The sequence below is a fragment of the Bradyrhizobium centrolobii genome (assembly GCF_001641635.1).
Lineage (GTDB): Bacteria > Pseudomonadota > Alphaproteobacteria > Rhizobiales > Xanthobacteraceae > Bradyrhizobium > Bradyrhizobium centrolobii.
In genome coordinates this window covers 1-18,598 of record NZ_LUUB01000079.1, presented here as the reverse complement: position 1 = coordinate 18,598, position 18,598 = coordinate 1, and the positions used below count along the sequence as shown (strand labels likewise).

Annotated in this window: 17 protein-coding genes; 7 read left to right on the top strand and 10 right to left on the bottom strand. The window is 63.1% G+C overall.

Going from position 1 to position 18,598, the window contains the following annotated elements; genetic code table 11:
* The first annotated feature begins 147 nt into the window (after positions 1 to 147).
* From AYJ54_RS26220 to AYJ54_RS26195, 6 genes are all read left to right on the top strand, one after another.
* Positions 148 to 2,919, top strand: a complete 2,772-nt coding sequence (locus AYJ54_RS26220; RefSeq protein WP_063703434.1) for a xanthine dehydrogenase family protein molybdopterin-binding subunit — start codon at positions 148 to 150, stop codon at positions 2,917 to 2,919.
* Positions 2,916 to 3,440 carry a (2Fe-2S)-binding protein gene (locus tag AYJ54_RS26215; protein ID WP_063703432.1) on the top strand — a complete coding sequence of 175 codons (525 nt, stop codon included), beginning with the start codon at positions 2,916 to 2,918 and terminating at the stop codon, positions 3,438 to 3,440. The genes AYJ54_RS26220 and AYJ54_RS26215 overlap by 4 nt, the downstream gene beginning before the upstream one ends.
* 20 nt (positions 3,441 to 3,460) lie before the next feature.
* Positions 3,461 to 4,078 (top strand): hypothetical protein, encoded by a 618-nt coding sequence (locus AYJ54_RS26210; protein ID WP_063703430.1) that lies wholly within the window; start codon positions 3,461 to 3,463, stop codon positions 4,076 to 4,078.
* Positions 4,079 to 4,455: 377 nt separating this feature from the next.
* On the top strand, positions 4,456 to 5,898 hold the full coding sequence (locus AYJ54_RS26205) for an FAD-binding oxidoreductase (protein ID WP_063704232.1): 1,443 nt from the start codon (positions 4,456 to 4,458) through the stop codon (positions 5,896 to 5,898).
* Positions 5,899 to 5,958: 60 nt separating this feature from the next.
* Positions 5,959 to 9,510, top strand: coding sequence for an ATP-binding protein (locus AYJ54_RS26200; RefSeq protein ID WP_063703428.1), 3,552 nt, complete (start codon positions 5,959 to 5,961; stop codon positions 9,508 to 9,510).
* Positions 9,511 to 9,538: 28 nt separating this feature from the next.
* Positions 9,539 to 9,796 carry a DUF4242 domain-containing protein gene (locus tag AYJ54_RS26195; RefSeq protein ID WP_063703426.1) on the top strand — a complete coding sequence of 86 codons (258 nt, stop codon included), beginning with the start codon at positions 9,539 to 9,541 and terminating at the stop codon, positions 9,794 to 9,796.
* A 6-nt stretch (positions 9,797 to 9,802) separates the two neighbouring features.
* On the opposite strand, the gene AYJ54_RS26190 is transcribed toward AYJ54_RS26195, so the two are convergent.
* Together AYJ54_RS26190 and AYJ54_RS26185 are read right to left on the bottom strand one after the other, a co-directional pair.
* Entirely contained in the window at positions 9,803 to 10,435 is a 633-nt protein-coding gene (locus tag AYJ54_RS26190) for a GrlR family regulatory protein (RefSeq protein WP_245329128.1), read from the bottom strand.
* 327 nt (positions 10,436 to 10,762) lie between these two features.
* Positions 10,763 to 11,224, bottom strand: a complete 462-nt coding sequence (locus AYJ54_RS26185) for a GlcG/HbpS family heme-binding protein (RefSeq protein ID WP_063703425.1) — start codon at positions 11,222 to 11,224, stop codon at positions 10,763 to 10,765.
* Between the two features lie 75 nt (positions 11,225 to 11,299).
* On the opposite strand from AYJ54_RS26185, the gene AYJ54_RS26180 reads away from it, so the two are divergent.
* Positions 11,300 to 12,214, top strand: coding sequence for a LysR family transcriptional regulator (locus AYJ54_RS26180; protein ID WP_347337236.1), 915 nt, complete (start codon positions 11,300 to 11,302; stop codon positions 12,212 to 12,214).
* 106 nt (positions 12,215 to 12,320) lie between these two features.
* Here AYJ54_RS26180 and AYJ54_RS26175 read toward each other — a convergent pair whose 3' ends face one another.
* From AYJ54_RS26175 to AYJ54_RS26145, 8 genes are all read right to left on the bottom strand, one after another.
* Positions 12,321 to 13,214: a hypothetical protein gene (locus AYJ54_RS26175; RefSeq protein ID WP_063703422.1), complete on the bottom strand. Its 894-nt coding sequence runs from the start codon at positions 13,212 to 13,214 to the stop codon at positions 12,321 to 12,323.
* 86 nt (positions 13,215 to 13,300) lie between these two features.
* Positions 13,301 to 14,005 carry a GrlR family regulatory protein gene (locus AYJ54_RS26170; RefSeq protein ID WP_063703420.1) on the bottom strand — a complete coding sequence of 235 codons (705 nt, stop codon included), beginning with the start codon at positions 14,003 to 14,005 and terminating at the stop codon, positions 13,301 to 13,303.
* Positions 14,006 to 14,269: 264 nt separating this feature from the next.
* Positions 14,270 to 14,419 carry a hypothetical protein gene (locus tag AYJ54_RS49740; protein ID WP_007609497.1) on the bottom strand — a complete coding sequence of 50 codons (150 nt, stop codon included), beginning with the start codon at positions 14,417 to 14,419 and terminating at the stop codon, positions 14,270 to 14,272.
* A 57-nt stretch (positions 14,420 to 14,476) separates the two neighbouring features.
* Entirely contained in the window at positions 14,477 to 14,947 is a 471-nt protein-coding gene (locus AYJ54_RS26165) for a hypothetical protein (RefSeq protein WP_063703418.1), read from the bottom strand.
* A 167-nt stretch (positions 14,948 to 15,114) separates the two neighbouring features.
* Positions 15,115 to 15,936 (bottom strand): tetratricopeptide repeat protein, encoded by an 822-nt coding sequence (locus AYJ54_RS26160; RefSeq protein WP_063703417.1) that lies wholly within the window; start codon positions 15,934 to 15,936, stop codon positions 15,115 to 15,117.
* Positions 15,937 to 15,968: 32 nt separating this feature from the next.
* Positions 15,969 to 16,655 (bottom strand): substrate-binding domain-containing protein, encoded by a 687-nt coding sequence (locus tag AYJ54_RS26155; protein WP_063703414.1) that lies wholly within the window; start codon positions 16,653 to 16,655, stop codon positions 15,969 to 15,971.
* A 20-nt stretch (positions 16,656 to 16,675) separates the two neighbouring features.
* A complete protein-coding gene (locus AYJ54_RS26150) occupies positions 16,676 to 17,380 on the bottom strand; it encodes a GrlR family regulatory protein (RefSeq protein WP_063704230.1) in 705 nt (234 codons plus the stop codon).
* Positions 17,381 to 17,577: 197 nt separating this feature from the next.
* Positions 17,578 to 18,598, bottom strand: a 1,021-nt coding sequence (locus tag AYJ54_RS26145; protein WP_063703412.1) for a glutamine synthetase beta-grasp domain-containing protein, incomplete at its 5' end; no start/stop codon positions are given.

The following is an 18,598-nucleotide window of genomic DNA, read 5'->3' as shown; positions in this document are numbered from 1 at the left end:
CAGCGTCTTCATCCGATGTAAACGCCCTGGCGTTTCTATGCGTGCATGACGAATCATGACAGCTTCAGGCCAGCGTTGGCGCGTACCCTGCGGGCACCGATGCCGTCAGCATCATGAGTCCTCGAAACCTCGTACAAGGATCAGAACATGCGGCCTTCGCGACGCGAGTTCGTGAAGTGGTTCTCGGCAGGCGGTATCTCGGTCAGCCTGTCGCATCTCGGTCTGGCGAAGGAGGCTCGCTTCGCGTCGCACGAGACGCTTCCCGGACGCGGCAATTTCAACCCTGCGGCGAAAGGCACCGGCCGCGTCGACGGCGTCGCCAAGGTCACCGGCGCAAAGCTCTACGCCTCCGATTTCCGCGCCAATGATCTTCCCGGCTGGCCGCAGGCCACCTCGCACGCGATCCTGGTCCGCGCCAACGACGCCACGCATGTCTATACCGGCGTGGATCTCGCCCGCCTGTCGGGCGCGCTGAAGCCGTCTGTCGTCGTCACCGCCGCCGATCTCGAGCGCATCGGCACACAGGTGCCCCATTTCTACGCCGGCGACCTGTTCTGTCCGCTCGGCAAGACGCCGCTCTATCTCGGACAACCGGTCGCGCTGCTGATCTTCGAAAGGTTCGATGTCTTCGACCAGGCGCGGCTGGTGCTGCGCGACGGCACCTTCGTCAAATTCGGCGAGGAAACCGGGCCGGTGATCGCGCCCGATTACGGCTCCTACCGCTTCACGCGCGTCGCCGGTGCGCTGCCTGAGAAGCCGGACATCTATTCGCCGATCCTGGCCGGCTGGGTTTCGCCCAAGAAGGTGCAGAACGCGGCGCTGCCGGTGTGGTCGCCGCTCGCCAAGGAAATGCCGGCCGACTACACCAAGGCGGCCAAGCATGGCGAGCAGATCCGCGCCGAGCTTGCGGCGGAGGATGCTTCGCTCCTGGTGCTCGACCGCGAGTTCGAGACGCAATCGGTCGACCCGATGTTCCTCGAGCCCGAATGCGGGCTTGCCTGGTACAACGGCAAAGGCGGCAATCTCGAGCTCGTGCTCGGCGTGCAGTCGCCCTATGAGGCGGCCGAGTCGATCGCGCACCTGCTCGCAAAGGCCCGCGCGCCATACAAGCCCGCGCACATCAATGCGCAGTTCGCCCATGTCGGCGGCGGCTTCGGCGGCCGCGATCACACGCCGTTCATTCTCTATGTCGCGCTCGCGGCGATCTGCTTTCCCGGCAAGCCGGTGCGGCTGGCGCATGACCGCTACCAGCAATTCCAGGGCGGCATCAAACGCCACCCGATCAAGATGCGCTCGCGCATTGGCATCGATCGCTCAACCGGCAAGATCAAGGCCTTCGCCGCCGATCACGTGCTCGACGGCGGCGGGCTCGTCAACTTCTCCGCCAATGTCGCAGTCGTCGCCGCCACCGGCGCGATCGGCATCTACGACATCCCCAAGGTCGACGTCACCACGGTCGCGATGCATTCGCGCGGCGTGACCGCCGGCTCGATGCGCGGTTACGGCACGCTGCAGACCATGACGGCGCTCGAAGTGCTGATCGACGAGGCGGCGGGCGAGCTCAAGCTCGATCCGATCGAATTCCGCCGGCGCAATGCCCTGAAGCAGAATGGCCGGACCATGACCGGCAACCCCTACATCGTCTCGGTGCGTACGCCGGAAATCCTCGACAAGCTGGAAAAGCATCCGATCTGGCAACAGCGCGCGCAATTCAAGCAGGCATCGTCGGACCGGCTGGTCGGCACCGGAGTTGCCTGCGTGACCAAGGACTATGGCTCCGGCGCGGATTGCTCACTCGGCCGTGTCGAGCTCGGCGCCGACGGCAAGATTGCGATCTTCTGCGATCACGTCGAGATGGGTAACGGCATCGGCACGGCGCTCGCAAACCGCGTCGCCGGCCATCTCGGTACCATTGCCGACGAGGTCTCGGTCGCCCGCGTCGACAGCTACGACGTGCTCGGCCTCGTCACCTCGGGTGATCCCTACACCATGGATCAGAAGACCCAGGATGCAGCTTCGAGGAATCCGCGCTGGGTGCCGTCAATCAGCTCGGCGACATCAGCCTCGATCGGAGCCCATGTCGGCACGCATTCCTCCGCGGAGGCCGCCCGCGTCATCTTCCGCTTCGGCCTGTGGCCCGCAGCGTTGGAGCTGTGGCGCATCCCGAAGACCGATCCGCGCGCACGGCAATGGCCAACCGCCCGCTGGGAGAACGGCCAGCTCATGATGAACGGTCTCGAACCGCTCGCGCTGCCGGCGCTCGCGGCGACCGCCCACGCCCGCGGCTTCGTCACCGGCGCGGTCGCACACAGCTTTTCGCGCTGGGCCTGGTCGCGCGCACGCTTTCCCCTGTTCGGCGAGCAATGGCGCGCCGAGATCGACGCCCTCGCGATCCGCAGGGGCAACGGCAAGTTCGAACGGATCAACCGCTCAAGCGTCAAGTTTCCGCCGACCGACAACAACCGCATCGGCACCGCCTACACCTCGATGTGCGGTACGGTCGTCCGCGTCGAGATCGAACGCGCCACCGGCGCGCTTCGCATCGCCAAGGCCTATAGCGTGTTCGAATGCGGCACCGCGCTGGTGCCCGAGGTCGTGATGGGCCAGTCCCATGGCGGCTTCGCCATGGGCGTTGGCTATGCGCTGCTCGAAACCCTGCCGCCGTTCGAAGGCGGCCCCGGCAACGGCGAATGGAATCTCGGACGTTATCTGATCGCGCGCGGTTCGGACCTTCCCTTGCGCGATCTCGAGATCGAGATGCTGAAGCCGCTGACGCCGGACGAGGAGCCGAAGGGCATGGCCGAGGTCGTCATGATCCCGATCGTGCCGGCGCTGATCAACGCCATCCATGACGCCACCGGCCACCGCTTCCGCGCGCTGCCCGTGACCGCAAGCCTTTTGAAGGGAGTGCTCGCGTGACGACCCTCAGCCTCACCATCAACGGTCAGAAGCACGGTCCGATGGACGTCCGCGACGATCTCTCGATGAATGATTTCCTGCGCGAGATCCTGGGCATGACCGGGACCAAGTTCGGCTGCGGCGCCGCGCAATGCCTGAGCTGCGCCATCATCGTCGACGAGCCCGACGGCACCAGCTACACCAGCCCGACCTGCATTGCTCCCGCCGTGAACTTCGACGGCAAGTCGATCCGCACCGTCGAGGGACACGCCAAGGACGGCCAGCTCTCGGCTTTGCAAAAGGCCTTCATCGACCACTTCGCCTTCCAGTGCGGCTACTGCACCGCCGGCTTCCTCAACGAGGGCCAGGTGCTGCTCGAGCGCCTGGCGCGCGCGCCGGTGCCGCGCGAGGCGCTGGAGCAGACCATCGCGGACGCGCTCGACGGTCATCTCTGCCGCTGCACCGGCTACATCAAGTACCACGAGGCGGTCCGAGACGTGATCCTGGCCGATTCAAAACGCTACCTCATGGCCACCAAGTGAGCACGCGAAGGACACGCGCCATGATCTCCGACGCGCGCTTCAAGACGATTGCCGTGATCGCGGCGCTCGCCAGCAGCCTCTGCGCGGGCTATGCGGCCTCGGAAACGACGAGCCATGCGCTGGCCTCGCCCGAGAGCTTTGCTGACATCACTGACACCGAGAAGCGCTCGGCCGCGATCTTCACCGAGCTCGGCAAGGTGCTGACGCACCCGCGCTGCACCAACTGCCATCCGGCCGGCGACAGCCCCCGGCAAGGCGACAATCCCCGCCTCCACCAGCCGCCGGTCACGCGCGGTGCCGACGGCCATGGCCTGGAGTCGATGCGCTGCCACACCTGCCACCAGAAGGCCAATTTCGAGCCCGGCCGCGTGCCCGGCCATCCCGAATGGCATCTTGCTCCACGCGAAATGGCTTGGGAGGGCAAGACGATCGGCGAGATCTGCGAGCAGATCAGAGATCCCGCGCGCAATGGCGGGCGCAAGGTCGAAGAGCTGATCGATCACATCGGCAAGGACACCCTGGTCGGCTGGGCCTGGAAGCCCGGCTTCGGCCGCTCGCCCGTACCCGGCACGCAGGCGCAGGCCGGCGCGCTGGTCGAAGCCTGGGTGAAGACCGGGGCCGCGTGCCCTGCGCCGTGACGAGGCGCCAGGGCGAGCACTCATAAACGTCGGCTTCCGAGGGTAAAGCGGAAGTCTCTCCGCCTGGTCGTCATCGACGGCTTATGACCCCTAAAGAGACCTTCAGCGGGCACTACGATCAAATCGTGGCATAGATACTGACATGCGACAGATCTTGGCCGAGATGCGGTAATTCGCAGACGCACGGGGGCCCTCTATCGCGCAGCCAATGAGCATTGACGCCAAGCCGCGCGCGGGATTATTTGATTGCCCTGTTCGCTCCTCCTCGGTGGACTGCAGAGAGCATATGGAGCTACTCACCACCGACGTCATGCGACCTGTCTTTTCGGCGCGCACCGAGTCCTGTGCAAGGCTCGGCTGTCATGGAAGGACATCCGATGACCGCGATCTCGCTCAAGACTTTGACAGGTGAGACCACCGAGGCTTCGGCCGCGAGAATCGAGGCATTGCGCTCTACGCTGCACGGAGGCCTCGCACTGCCCGGCGATCACGGATACGACGAAGCGAGAACGATCTGGAATGCGATGGTCGACCGCAGGCCAAGCCTCGTCATACGGGCGGCGGACGCAAGCGACGTCTCGCAATCGGTCAATTTGGCACGCGAGCACGGCGCCGTGCTGTCGGTCCGCGGAGGCGGCCACCAGATTGCCGGATATGCCGTCAATGACGGTGGGATCCTTCTCGATCTGTCGCAAATGCGCTCGGTCCAGGTTGATCCGGCGGCTCGATGCGCGCAAGTCGGGCCCGGCGCCACACTGGGTGACTTCGACAGGTGCGCCCAGTCATTTGGCCTGGCGACGCCCACGGGCATCAATTCGACGACGGGCATTGCCGGACTGACGTTAGGGGGCGGGTTCGGCTGGATCACGCGAAAATTTGGCATGACGATCGATAATTTGCTGTCCGCCGAGGTGGTGACAGCGGACGGACAAGCGCGTCGTGTCAGCGCTACCGAAACCCCCGACCTGTTTTGGGCCATTCGGGGCGGTGGCGGGAATTTTGGCGTCGTAACCTCATTCGAGTTCCAGCTACATCCGGTCGGGCCCGACGTCTTGTGCGGATTGATTGTCCATCCGCTCGACGCAGCCCCGCAACTCCTGAGGCAATATGACAAGATTGCCAATACGGCGGCAGACGAGCTCACGGTATGGGCTGTCCTGCGGCGGGCGCCACCTCTCCCGTTCATTCCGGTCGAATGGCACGGCAAGGAAGTCTTAGCGTTCGCCGCCTGCTATTGCGGCGACGTGAAGGACGGAGAAACGGCCCTCGCCGAGGTCCGTGGTCTGGGCCAAACAGTCGCCGAAGCGGTCGGCACGCAGCCTTTCGCTCACTGGCAAACCACTTTCGATCCGCTGCTCACGCCGGGGGCACGCAATTACTGGAAGAGCCATGATTTCATGGATCTGTCCGATGCCATGGTCGAAGCACTAATGGCCGGCGTTCGCAAATTGCCGAGCCCGGAATGCGAGGTCTTCATTGGGCATCTCGGCGGCGCGATGGCGAAGGTATCGGCCGAGGCGACGGCCTATCCGCAGCGCCAGTCTCACTTCGTGATGAATGTGCACACCCGCTGGCGCGAGCAGGCCGACGATGCAGCCTGCATCGCTTGGGCGCGTCAGCTGTTCGATGCGACCGCTCCCTATGCCGCGGGCAGTGTCTACGTCAACTTCATACCGGACGACGAGGTCGGTCGCGTCAGCGCGGCTTACGGCCCCAACATGCAGCGATTGGCGCAGATAAAGCACCGCTACGACCCAACGAACCTGTTCCGGATGAACCACAACATCGCGCCGGCCTCTTCAGCATCGGCCGCGGCTTAATGAAAGCAGGGTGACCATCGCAGCGAGAGCGAGGCAGCAATCGAAGCAGCGAGCGGGCTCATGAGCGAGGACATCAATACGTGGCTGCGTGCTCTTGGCCTCGGGCAATATTGTGATGTCTTCGCCGCCGGTGATGTCGATCTGAGGGCACTCCCGCATCTTACTGAGACGGATCTTCGCGAACTGGGGGTGTCGCTCGGACACCGCAAGATCATCCTGGCGGCAATTGCCGACTCCTTCGGGGGTGCGCTGTCGGCACCAGGCACCAATCATCTCCATGCGAACGAGAAGCCGCTGGCGCGCGCTCCCCCGGAGCGACCGCCGGAGCGACGCCTGCTGAGCGTCCTGTTCTGCGACCTGGTTGGTTCCACGGAGCTGTCTCGGCGGCTCGATCCCGAGGATCTGCGCGAGGTGCTTCGCAGCTATCAGGATCGGGTCGCCGGCGCGGTCACCCGTTATGGTGGCTACGTCGCCAAATTCATCGGCGACGGCGTCATGGCGTATTTCGGATGGCCATGCGCCTACGAGGATCACGCCGAACGCGCGGTCCGAGCCGGGTTCGAGGCCCTGGGCGCCGTGCAACTGCTGAAGCCCAACGATATGGAGCTCCAGGCCCGGGTCGGCGTAGCCACGGGGCTCGTCGTTGTCGGGGACCTCGTTGGAGGCTCGGTCCGCGAGGAAGGTGCGGTGGCGGGTGAGACGCCCAATCTCGCAGCCAGGCTCCAGGCGAGCGCGCGGCCGAGTCAACTCGTCATAGCGGAGGCGACCAGGCGACTGATCGGCGACGCCTTCGTCGTCGAGGACCTCGGTGAGAAGCCTCTTAAGGGGTTCGGGACAGGCACCCGCGTGCATCTAGTCAAGTCCGAGCGAGAGGTCGAAAGCCGATTCCATGCGGCGCACGCCGGAGAGCTGTCGCCATTCGTAGGTCGCGTGCACGAGGTCGCGCTGCTCGTTGAGAGGTGGGAGCTTGCGCGCGCAGGAGAGGGACAGGCAATCCTGCTCTCGGGGGATGCCGGCATCGGCAAATCCCGGTTGGTACAGGCCTTTACAGAAAAGCTGGGCGCGACGCCGCATGTCGTCCTGCGGTTTCAATGCTCGCCCTATCATACCCACAGTACCCTGTTTCCGATTGTTCAGAATCTCGGCCGCGCCGCCGACTTTCGGCCGGGCGATAGCAACCAGCAACGGCTCGACAAGCTCGAGCATATGCTCGCCGACGTGGGCGCGGACATTCGGACGGTGGCTCCTGTTTATGCAGAGCTTCTGTCCCTCGATTGCCACGATCGGTACGGCAAGATCGACCTGACGCCACAGCAAAGGAAAAGCCTCACACTGCAGACGCTGGTCGACCGGTTCCTGCAGCGAGCCGCGCGCTCTCCTGCGCTGATTATTGTCGAGGACGCTCACTGGATCGATCCCACTACGACCGAGCTGCTCGATGCGCTGATGGCAACAATCAACCGAGCACCGATCATGTTGCTCGTGACACACCGGCCGAGCTGGACTTCTGAATGGCCCGGCCTTTACGACCATGTGCTGCAGCTTTCCCTCGGGCCGCTGGCAAAGCCTCAGATCGCCGACATGGTGCGGCACATTGCCGGCGCCACTGCCAGCGCGCGCATGATCGATGAGATCGTCGGCCGGACCGATGGCATCCCCCTGTTTATCGAGGAGCTGGCCCGCTCTCTGGTCGAGCGCGAGGCCGGCGCGGGCGAATTTGAGGTGGGGCTTCCGGCGACGCTGCAGGGCTCCTTGATGGCACGTCTCGATCGCTGCCAGCAGACCGCGAAAGAAACCGCCCAAATCGCCTCTGTCATCGGCCGCGAGTTCAGCCGAGACCTGCTTGCTCGTGTGTGCGATTTTCCGGTCGCCGATCTCGATGCGGCCGTCGCCGAGCTGATGGCGGCGCATCTGGTTCTGAGAGGGGGTCCTTCCGAGGATGCCTTGGCGTTCAGGCACGCCCTCATTCAGGACACGGCATACCAGTCCCTGCTGACGAGCAGAAGACAGCGGTATCATGCGGCAATTGCCCGCGCCCTTGCCGAGTACCGCCGTGAGACAGCGGACACCCAGCCGGAGCTGGTTGCGCGGCACTTTTCCGAGGCCGGACTACCACAGTTGGCCCTGCCGTTCTGGCGGCGTGCCGGCGAGCGCGCGCTGGCGCGCTCGGCGAACTACGAGGCCATCGATCATTACGGGAAGGCCCTGGTTATCGCCGAGAGACTGCCCGATTCGGAAGGGCGCGAGGACGCCGTGCTCGAGACAAGAATTGCATTGGGTCGGGCGCAGTCGGCGGCCGGCCATCTGCGACAGGCTTCCGCCACATTCGAGCGCGCCGCCGACGAGGCACGAGCCCGTGGAAACAGCGATGCACTCGCCAACTGCGCCATCGGATTTGGACACGCCCGGTTCTACTATCACGACTCTCTTGAACCTTCCATCGCGCTGCTGCTCGAAGCTTTACCGGCGATCGAAGGAGGAGACAGCCGGCAGCGCTGCCAGATATTGAGTGCGCTCGGTCGAGCGTTCTTGATGAAGGGTGATTTCGAGCGTGCTGACGTCTTCAATTCCGAGGCCATCGAAATGGCGCGCCGCCTCGAGGACGACCGCTCTCTCTGTGAAGTTCTGTTTACTCCATTTCTGGTGCCGGCCGCACTCTCGGGGACACAATCTGCGGACCTGCGCAACCGCCTCAGCGAGGCGCTCGCCATTGCCGATCGGCTGAATGACGCCGACCTCCGCACCCGAATCCTTTCTGTGCACATCTATTATTCGGCCGAATTTGGCGACTACCAGGGGATGATCGCGGCTTTGGAGCAGTTTCAGTCATCAATTGAAGGCCGTCAGATGCTGCACCAGGAATGGGTTGCGCAGCTCGGACGAGCCATGCAGGCTCTTTTGTTCGGCGACTTTGCGGCCGCCGAAAAGCTCGTTGAGAACGCCTATGCGATGGGCCGCAGGACGCATGGGGAGAGTGTCGAAGGCGTCTACGGCATGCAGATGTTCACGATCCGCCGTGAGCAGGGACGCCTGGCGGAGATCGCCCCTGTCATCAAACAATTGATCAATAGCGAACCAGAAGACAATACCTGGAAGCCCGGATTCGCGCTCGTCGCGACGGAGCTGGGCTTCAAGCCGCAGGCACAAAAGATGCTGGACGAGTTGCGGCAGACCGATTTCGCCTTCCCAATGGACGCGAAGCGGAGCACGACGCTTTCCTATCTTGCTGATGTCTGCACGGCGCTCGAGGACGAGCGCTGCGCGCGTGCCTTGTACGATCTGCTCGAGCCCTACCGCCGCATGACCGTCACGGCCGGTATCGTGACCGTCTGCTACGGATCGGCAGGCCGCTTCCTCGGAGCCCTCGCCGACGTGCTCGGCGATTGGGATCGTTCCGAAGAGCACTTCGAGGAGGCGCTACGGATAGACCGGCACATGCATGCATGGCCTTGGCTGGCGCACGCGCAGCACCGATACGCCCGCATGCTGCGCCGCCGCGGCCGCCATGGCGATATCACACATGCCGATGCGCTGTTGAACGAATCTCTGGCGACGGCAAGTCGCCTGAACATGACCGCTCTGCTTACGAGGCTCCGCGGTCAACTGCACTGACGTGCCACGTCGTACACGGGAGAGGGCCATGCCGCGTTTCATTATCGAGCGAAACTTCGCAGACAAACTGGAGTTCACGAAGGAAGGAGTCGATAGAGTCGACCTCATCAACGATGAAGAAGGAGTGAAGTGGATCTTCTCCTTTCTCAGTGCCGACAAGCGCAAAACCTACTGTCTTTATGAGGCCGAAAACGCCGACGCCATTCGCAATGCGGCGAGGCGCGCCAATATTCCGGCCGACGTGATCATCGAGGTGGACCAGATAACGCCTGCGATGTTTGCGTGAGAGGTCTCATGGCGCCAGGTCGCCTTTGCAGCTTCCGGAGAAACCGATCCCGACTTCACAGCCGCCGAAGACGGGGTTTTCGTCCTTCGCCGGCGTATGTTCCTGGTTGAGCATCTCGCCCTTCCAGCAGCCGTCCGCCGAGGAGTAGGACCCGAGATAGTAGAAGAACGCATCCCCGCCGAGAATGCGGCCATCCATCAGCAGCATGACGCCGGAGAGCCCAGCATCGACGCCGTCGAGCGCGTGCAGATGGATCGCATAGAGTCCGTTCACGATGCCGCCCGGACCGATCGTACCGCGCGGCGGCAGCGCCTCATCGTCGAGCGGCGCGAGGTTTGCCCAGAACACGCCCTCGGGCATCGGATCCGCCTTGCCCTCGAACAGGATCGTCGATCCCTCCGTCCTGCCCCGCACCTTGATCGCAGCAACGTCGGCACCCATCAGCGGCCTGAACTGGGGATCGTCATTGTGACGCTCGGTGATGACCTCGGCTTCGATCACGCCGTCCCTGACCTCGTAGGTACCGAGATGCGCGAAGGCGGAATTGCCCCCTAGCAGCTTGCCATTGTGCATGCACATGATGCTGCGGCCGAAGGCGCCGTTGATGCCGTATTCAACCTCGTAGAGTCCGTCCAGCAATGAAATGAACCCGCAAAAATGCAATATCGAATCGGCGGCTACCTAGCATTGCCGGCGCGGCGTGACCATCGCGCTTTTCCGCGTAGGGACCGTTGGCGGGATCTTCTGCTGCTATGATGGCATCGTGCCGGTGTTTTGCCCGACGCGTCAATCGATTTCGCTAAATCCGCACGCGACCATTCCGGCCCTCCCGGCTACTTTGCATGGGGTTGTTTTCGATATTTTTTTGCCCGGCCCGGGACGGCATTGATCACGCGCTAGTGCCGCTTGAAATACTGTACCACGTGTTCGTGCTTCTCGGCCGCCCTGCGAATTAAGTAAGGCCGGTCAGGATCCGAAAACCGCGAGACCCGCCGAGGCGACCTGCGCGTCTTGGATTGATTGCATGCCCGATACGCCGATCGCACCGATCACCCTCCCGCCGCGCACGATCGGAAGGCCACCTTCCAGAGGCATCAGGTTGGTCATGCCCAGAAGCCGCAAATGAAGGCCACCGTCGGCAAGCGCAGATTCGAACGACCTCGTCGAGCGCCTGAAATCGACCGCTGTCTTCGCCTTTTGCTGAGCGACAAGCACGCTGCCATGCTGCGCCTGATCGAGACGGTATAACAGAACGAGGTGGCCGCCGCTGTCGGTGATGGCGATCACCATCGGCCATCCATGACGTTGCGCCTCGGCGCGCGCCGCGCCGGCGACAAGCGCTGCCTCGTCGAGCGTTATAGGGTCGCCATAGAGGGGCGTCAGGGCCGCGAGAGGTGCTTTTGCTGTCGAGTGGTCAATTTCCGTCATGGATGGCTCCAGGTCGCTGAGAGCTCATCAACAACATATCGCGCATCTGCTGATAATATCTGATATTGAGGATACATTATCTCACTTTCCGAGAGAATAACCCTGACCTCGCTTGCGGACTACAAGACGTTTCTGGCTATTGTTGATGAGGGCAGCCTGACGTCGGCAGGAGCGCGTCTTGGTAGATCGCTTCAGGCCGTGAGCCGTTCGCTGGCGAGGCTCGAGCAGGATCTCGGCTTGGAGCTTGTGTCGCGGACGACGCGGCGACTGCATCCCACGCCAGCAGGGCTTGATTTTGCGGACCGCATCCGCCTCGCACTTACGACCATCGACGCCGCACGTGAAGATCTGCTTGCCAGCGACCGGCGTCTCGCCGGCACCATCCGCATCGGCACATCGAGCTTGTTCGGCCCTGAATATGTGACCCCTGCGCTGAGTGATTTCCTGACACGAAATCCGGAAGTCGACGTCGAACTTGTCTTGTCTGACGAGCATGTCGACCTCGTCGCTGAGAAGCTGGATTTCGCCGTTCGCATTGGCAACCTGCCCGACTCAAGCTTGCGGGTTCGCCGCCTCGGCGGATTGAATTGGGCAATCTTCGCTTCACCGGCCTACCTCGCCGCGTACGGGCGTCCCGAGCATCCGAGAGAGCTATCCGATCATGCGTGCGTGTTGCGCGCCAGCGATGACGACAGATGGGTGTTTGACGACAACAGGCGGCGCATTGAGGTGCATGGCCGCTTTCGGTCGGAGAATGCCGCTGTGCGCAATGCGGCCGTTGCATCAGGCCTTGGCATCGGACTCGCACCGCTTTGGCAGGTGCGCAGGCTCATCGAGCAGGGGACTGTCGAGCAAATCCTTGTTGGCCACGAGCCGCCGCCCATTCCACTCCAGATCGTTTGGGTCGGGCGGCGCGCCAGCGCCTTGCCGCGGCGCGTCCGCGCCGCGATGGAATTCCTCGTGGCACGGCTTTCCGCCCTGCGTATATAAGTTGCAGCTGACAAAGAGCAATCCGAGCGGTTCATCAAGGCCGCTCGGGAGCCTGATGTGTGTGAAAGCGACGAAAAATTCGAAGAGGCCTTCAAGGCAATCGCAACTAAGAAGACTTGAACTTAAGTCCCCAGCGAATTTTATGGCTCTTGTCCGTTATCTTTTCGGCTAGCCGCTCCATAAATGCATGCACCTTTACAAGAGCCCGAAGGGCTTGGTGCTCATCATAGTCCTTTCGCGCATGCATTACCTGGTTGCGGTATTCATCCTTGAAGGCATTCAGATCTGACAGTGCGCCACTATAGAATGATAGTGCATTGTCCTTTGCCGCACCGGCCGCCGCCTTCAATCCAATCTTGGTGGCTTCTTTATTCAACTCACCAATGATCTCTTGCCACATGCCCCACTCGATAGGCTTGTTCTTTGGCAACTTAATTTGACGCTCTCTTGCGAGAGCGCGCAATCCGTGCTCGGCCGCACGCATAATGTGAAAAATACAAGCGGTGTTATGTCCTAGTGCGTAGCAATCGGTAGCAACTAGAGCTTCTGATTGCGCCGCCGGGAACGCCTTCCCAATCGGATTCCATTGCTTGTAGAATTTCATTAGTACTTCGAGCTTGCTTTGCGGATAGTGATAGAAATGGCTTCGGGCTAGATCGTGCTTTAGCGCATCCCTGAGAACCTTGATTTCGTTCTTGTAGTCTGTCTCGGTGATGGGAAATCGGAGCGCCATCTCAAAATGATCTAGCCGGTGCTTAGTGGTCTCCAGATCAAATTGCTTGGCGATCTTGGCCACCGCCGCAATGATCTCTTTCCCGTTGTCGATGTTGATCTGAGACAGATAATGGGATTTCCCACCTCCCAAAGTGGCTAGGTCGAGGAGTCCAGTTTGTCGCCCCGGAGGAAGTGGCGGTAGTTCCGCGTGCGTGACGCTGCCCTTTTCGTAGAAGTCGAGCATCCAAAGCGCATGCATCAGATCGACCAAATGAAAATTGATCATCAGTTCCTAGAGGCTCCATTGCCTGTCGGGCGCGAATCGTCCCCGGCGCTACTCATGGTAGCACCTTGGGTACGGCAAGTTGGAATTCAGGCCCGCCGCATCAGCTTCAATGAAGCTGCCAGCCGCAGGCTGCGCTTGCCTGCGAGCGCGATGCCTTCGAGCTCACCGCTGTCCGCCGTGCAGCTTCCGGAGAAGCCGATCCCGACCTCGCAGCCGCCGAACACGGGATTTTCGCCCTTCGCCGGCGTGTGCTCCTGGTTGAGCATCTCGCCCTTCCAGCGGCCGTCCGCCGAGGAGTAGGACCCGAGATAGTAGAAGAACGCATCGCCACCGAGGATGCGGCCGTCCATCAGCAGCATCACGCCGGAGAGCCCGGCATCGACGCCATCGAGCGCTTTCAGATGGATCGCATAAAGCCCGTTTGCGATGGCGCCCGGACCGACCGTGCCGCGCGGCGGCAGCGCCTCATCGTCGAGCGGCGCAAGGTTTGCCCAGAACACGCCCTCGGGCATCGGATCCGCCTTGCCCTCGAACAGGATCGTCGATCCCTCCGTCCTGCCCCGCACCTTGATCGCAGCAACGTCGGCACCCATCAGCGGCCTGAACTGGGGATCGTCATTGTGACGCTCGGTGATGACCTCGGCTTCGATCACGCCGTCCCTGACCTCGTAGGTACCGAGATGCGCGAAGGCGGAATTGCCCCCTAGCAGCTTGCCATTGTGCATGCACATGATGCTGCGGCCGAAGGCGCCGTTGATGCCGTATTCAACCTCGTAGAGTCCGTCCAGCAATGAAATGAACCCGCAAAAATGCAATACAATATCGAATCGGCGGCTACCTAGCATTGCCGGCGCGCCGTGACCATCGCGCTTTTCCGCGCAGGGACCGTTGGCGGGGCCTTCGGCTTGCGATGATGCCATCGTGCCGGTGTTTTGCCCGACGCGTCAATCGATTTCGCTAAATCCGCACGCGACCATTCCGACCCTCCCGGCTACTTTGCATGGGGTTGTTTTCGAGTTTTTTATTGCCCGGTCCCGGACGGCATTGATCACGCCTTAGTGACGCTTGAAATACTGCACCTCGCGCTCGTGCTTTTCAGCCGCCGCGCGGCTCTTGAACGTTCCGAGGTTGCGGCGCTTGCCGGTCTTGGGATTCACCTTGCGTGAATAGAGGCGATATTCGCCGGATGCCAATTTGCGGATCATGGTTGCGCCTCCTCTCGGGCTTTTGGTTGCAACCCTCTCCGCGCAAGATCGGTTCCGTCACGGCCTGGGCTTCGGCGCGAACTCCTGATTGCCGAACAGCCCTTGATCGGTCGGAACCTTCATCACGACAAAGCTGCGGTTCATCGATCGGTGACAGGCGTTGCAGCCCTCGGTCAGTTCGCCCAGCGCGTTCGCCAACTTCCGGCCATCCTTTGCCGCGATCGCAGCGGACGCCGATTGCAGCGGCGCCTCGAGCGTTGTGACATTGCTGACGGGAATGCCGGAATAGAGCAAGGCAGCCTCGACCAGGCTCGCCTTGAGCTGGCCCAGTTCATAGGCTGCGAGATCCCAGTTCTGTGCCTTGCCGGCAAGCCAGAGCTTGTGGTGGCGCCTCTGCGCGGCGCTCATGATGTCGCCGAGCCGAGGCACATACTGGTCGACGGAAGGCGATTTGACATCCTGCGCCGCCGCCGTCGCGCTCGCGGCCCCCAAGCCGGCCAGCGCCAGCATCCAACCCCGCAGCTTCATCAGCAGTCTCCATTTTTCCTATGAAGACCCAATCTAGGATGTGACATCGACACCCGCGTTGCGCTCGATCAAGGCCGGCTTCGAACCCGCCCGCGCAAGCAGGCGACGATCCCGATTTTCTCGAGACCACCTATCGCGACGCCCGCAACAATCTCGACTGAAGTAAGCTAGAAGCAGAGTGTGGTCACGAGATTGCCGCGCTTGTCCTTGATCGCGTAGGGACAGCGCAAGCGTTCCAAAGCCTTCTTGGCATCCTCGTCGCCGAGCGCGGCGGCGCGTTCGTAGTAGGCTTTTGCAGCGTCCTTGTCTTTCGGGCCGCCGCGGCCTTCCTGGGCGAAGGCCCCCATCCGCTCCAGCGCGCCGGGGTGGTTTTGCGCGGCTGCCTTCTCGAACAGCGCCCGCGCTGCAGCGTCGTCCTTCTCGCCGCCGGTGCCGTTGGAGAGCATCAGGCCGAGCTGGTACTGCGCCTCGGCGTTGGTCTCGGCGGCCTTGCCGAGCAGCTCACGCGACCGCGCGGGATCGGCGGGCGCGACACCGCCCGCGCCGCCAAGGGCCGCGAGGTTGCTGACGCCGCGGGGATTGCCGGCCTGCGCGGCCTTCTCGAACAGCTTTCGCGCCTGCGCCTCGTCCTTCGCGACGCCTGAGCCCGTGGCATGGAGCACGCCGAGCTCGACCATCGCCGCGCTCGAGCCCTTGTCCGCCGCCTTGCGCCAGGCCGCCATCGCGTCCGTCGTCTGCCGGTTGGCCGCATAGGCACGTCCGAGTTCGAACATCGCGCGCCGCGACGACGATGCGGCCTGCTTGCAGAATTTGATGGCGGTGGCGATGTCGGCGGCGGCCACTTCCGTCACGCCCTTCACGTCGGCCGGCTTGTCGGGATCGCTGGGATCGGCTGCGAGCCGATCGCACAGAACGAGATCGGCCGATTGCGCATGTACCGACAAGGGCACTGCGAGCGTGAAGAGGATGGCACACAGAGAGGTCCGCATGCCCGCCACGTTGCGTCCGCGTCCCGGCGAATTCAAGGCTCGAGCCCCGACTGCCGCAGGACGGGCGCGACCTCGGGCGAGGACAGATAGCGCAGCAGGCGATCGGCGGCTGCGGCATGTTTCGCGTTCGCCATGCGCCCGGCGGAGAACAGCGCCGGCGTTTGCAGGTTATGCGGGATCGGCCCCACCACCTCGATGCCGTCGACCTGCTTCAGTTCGCTGATCTGCTGCACGGCAAGATCGGCCTCGCCGCTGACGAGCCGCTCCGCCGTAAAGCCCTGCGGCACGATAATGGCGTTGGCATTGATCTCGGCTGCAATCCCCATTCGCTCGATCAGCTCGGCAAAGTAGATTCCGCTTGCGCCCAGCCGTGAATAGGCGACGGAGCGCGCGGCGAGCAGCGAACGGCGCAGCGCGCCTTCGGTGGCGATGTCGGGATGCGCGTGCCCTGCCCTGACGGCAATGCCAACATAGGAGCGCGCCAGGTCAACCGCGCTCTCCGCGGCCACGCGGCCCTCACCGATCACCTCGTCGAGTCCCTCGCGCGTAAGGATCACGAGATCGGCGGTCTCGCCGTCGCGCAGCCGCTTGAGCAGCGCCTGGGTCGGCGCGAAATCGGCATCGATAAGAACCCCTGTTGTGGCCTCGAAGGCAGACGACAGGCTGCGCATCGCGCCCATCAAACCGAGCGTCGAGAGCATGCGGACGGCATTTTCCATGTGTGATCCCGGGATAATGATCAGGCGCGGTGCATCAGCTTGAGCGCGGCGGTCAGGCGCAGGCTGCGCTTGCCGGCAAACGCAGTTGCCTCCAGCACCGCCTCCTCCCCGTCATAGGTGCCGGAGAAGCCGATGCCGACCTCATGGCCGCCGAAGATCCGGTTGTCGTCCTTGGCCGGCGTATGCTCCTGGTTCAGGATCTGGCCTTTCCAGCGGCCGTTCGCCGCCGTGTAGCTGCCGACGTAATAGAACGATGCGTCACCGCCGAGGATGCGGCCCTGGTTGAGCAGCATCACGCCGGTGAGACCGCCATCGACACCGTCCAGCATGCGCAGATGAACCGAATAGAGCCCGTCGACGATGCAGCCGTCACCGACGCCGCCGGCGATCGGCACGTCATCCTCCGTGATCGGCGTCATCACCGATTGGAAGGGCACGCCTGGCAGCTCCTTCAACTCTCCCTTGAAGCGGTAGAGATTCCCGTCCGGCCAACCCTTCGCCAGCAAGGTCGCATCATCGGTGCCGGCCATCGCGCGATAGCTCGGATCGGGGTTGTGGCGGACTGTCTTGATCACGACGTCGACGCCGTCGCCGGTCTTCTCATAGGTGCCGATATGGGCGAAGGCCGAATTGCCGCCCAGCATCTTGCCGTTGCCGGCATGCATCACGCTCCGGCCGACCGCTTCGCCGAGCTGAAACCGCACCTTGTAAAATCCTTCAAACACCAGCCGTGTCCCCGGCCCTGCGCGCATCCCGAGGCAGTCTATCCCGCTTTCGCCGGTGATGGACAGATTTCGCGCCGGCATGGCCGGCAGCCCCCGGGACGGCCGTCATTAAAATGCAAAAATCCGCCGGAGCCTTTTGGCTCCGGCGGATTGAAAGCCAACCCGGGCCAGCCCCCCCAGCCCGGGCCGGGAGGAACTTAGGCGGCCGCCTTCTTGTCGGTCGGCACGGACGAGATCGTCTTCAGGATCTGCGAAGCGATCTGGTATGGGTCGCCCTGCGAGTTCGGACGGCGGTCTTCCAGATAGCCCTTGTAGCCGTTGTTGACGAAGGAGTGCGGAACGCGGATCGAGGCACCGCGGTCGGCCACGCCATAGCTGAACTTGTTCCAGGGCGCGGTCTCGTGCTTGCCGGTCAGACGCTTGTCGTTGTCCGGGCCGTAGACGGCGATGTGGTCCATCAGGTTCTTCTCGAAGGCCGCCATCAGCGCCTCGAAGTACTCCTTGCCGCCGACTTCGCGCATGTAGGCGGTCGAGAAGTTGGCGTGCATGCCGGAGCCGTTCCAGTCGGTGTCGCCGAGCGGCTTGCAGTGGAATTCGATGTCGATGCCGTACTTCTCGGTGAGGCGCAGCATCAGGTAGCGGGCCATCCACATCTGGTCGGCAGCGGTCTTGGAGCCCTTGCCGAAGATCTGGAATTCCCACTGGCCCTTCGCGACTTCCGCGTTGATGCCTTCATGGTTGATGCCGGCCGCGAGGCAGAGGTCGAGATGCTCTTCGACGATCTTGCGGGCGACGTCGCCGACGTTCGAGTAGCCGACGCCGGTGTAGTACGGGCCCTGCGGCGCCGGATAGCCGGCGGTCGGGAAGCCGAGCGGACGGCCGTCCTTGTAGAAGAAGTACTCCTGCTCGAAGCCGAACCAGGCGCCGGCGTCATCGAGGATGGTGGCGCGCTTGTTCGACGGATGCGGGGTCTTGCCATCGGGCATCATGACTTCGCACATCACCAGCACGCCGTTGGTGCGGGCGCCGTCCGGGAAGACCGCGACCGGCTTCAGCACGCAATCCGAGCTGTGGCCTTCGGCCTGCTGCGTGGAGGAGCCATCGAAGCCCCAGAGCGGAAGCTGCTCGAGCGTCGGGAACGACGCGAATTCCTTGATCTGAGTCTTGCCGCGCAAATTCGGAGTCGGCGTATATCCGTCGAGCCAGATGTACTCGAGC

Coding starts and splice junctions, on each gene's coding strand:
- AYJ54_RS26220 (WP_063703434.1), top strand. CDS start 148: ATGCGGCCTTCGCGACGCGAGTTCGTGAAGTGGTTCTCGGCAGGCGGT.
- AYJ54_RS26210 (WP_063703430.1), top strand. CDS start 3,461: ATGATCTCCGACGCGCGCTTCAAGACGATTGCCGTGATCGCGGCGCTC.
- AYJ54_RS26185 (WP_063703425.1), bottom strand. CDS start 11,224: ATGACGGAAATTGACCACTCGACAGCAAAAGCACCTCTCGCGGCCCTG.
- AYJ54_RS26175 (WP_063703422.1), bottom strand. CDS start 13,214: ATGATCAATTTTCATTTGGTCGATCTGATGCATGCGCTTTGGATGCTC.
- AYJ54_RS26200 (WP_063703428.1), top strand. CDS start 5,959: ATGAGCGAGGACATCAATACGTGGCTGCGTGCTCTTGGCCTCGGGCAA.
- AYJ54_RS26195 (WP_063703426.1), top strand. CDS start 9,539: ATGCCGCGTTTCATTATCGAGCGAAACTTCGCAGACAAACTGGAGTTC.
- AYJ54_RS26155 (WP_063703414.1), bottom strand. CDS start 16,655: ATGGAAAATGCCGTCCGCATGCTCTCGACGCTCGGTTTGATGGGCGCG.
- AYJ54_RS26205 (WP_063704232.1), top strand. CDS start 4,456: ATGACCGCGATCTCGCTCAAGACTTTGACAGGTGAGACCACCGAGGCT.
- AYJ54_RS49740 (WP_007609497.1), bottom strand. CDS start 14,419: ATGATCCGCAAATTGGCATCCGGCGAATATCGCCTCTATTCACGCAAG.
- AYJ54_RS26165 (WP_063703418.1), bottom strand. CDS start 14,947: ATGAAGCTGCGGGGTTGGATGCTGGCGCTGGCCGGCTTGGGGGCCGCG.
- AYJ54_RS26160 (WP_063703417.1), bottom strand. CDS start 15,936: ATGCGGACCTCTCTGTGTGCCATCCTCTTCACGCTCGCAGTGCCCTTG.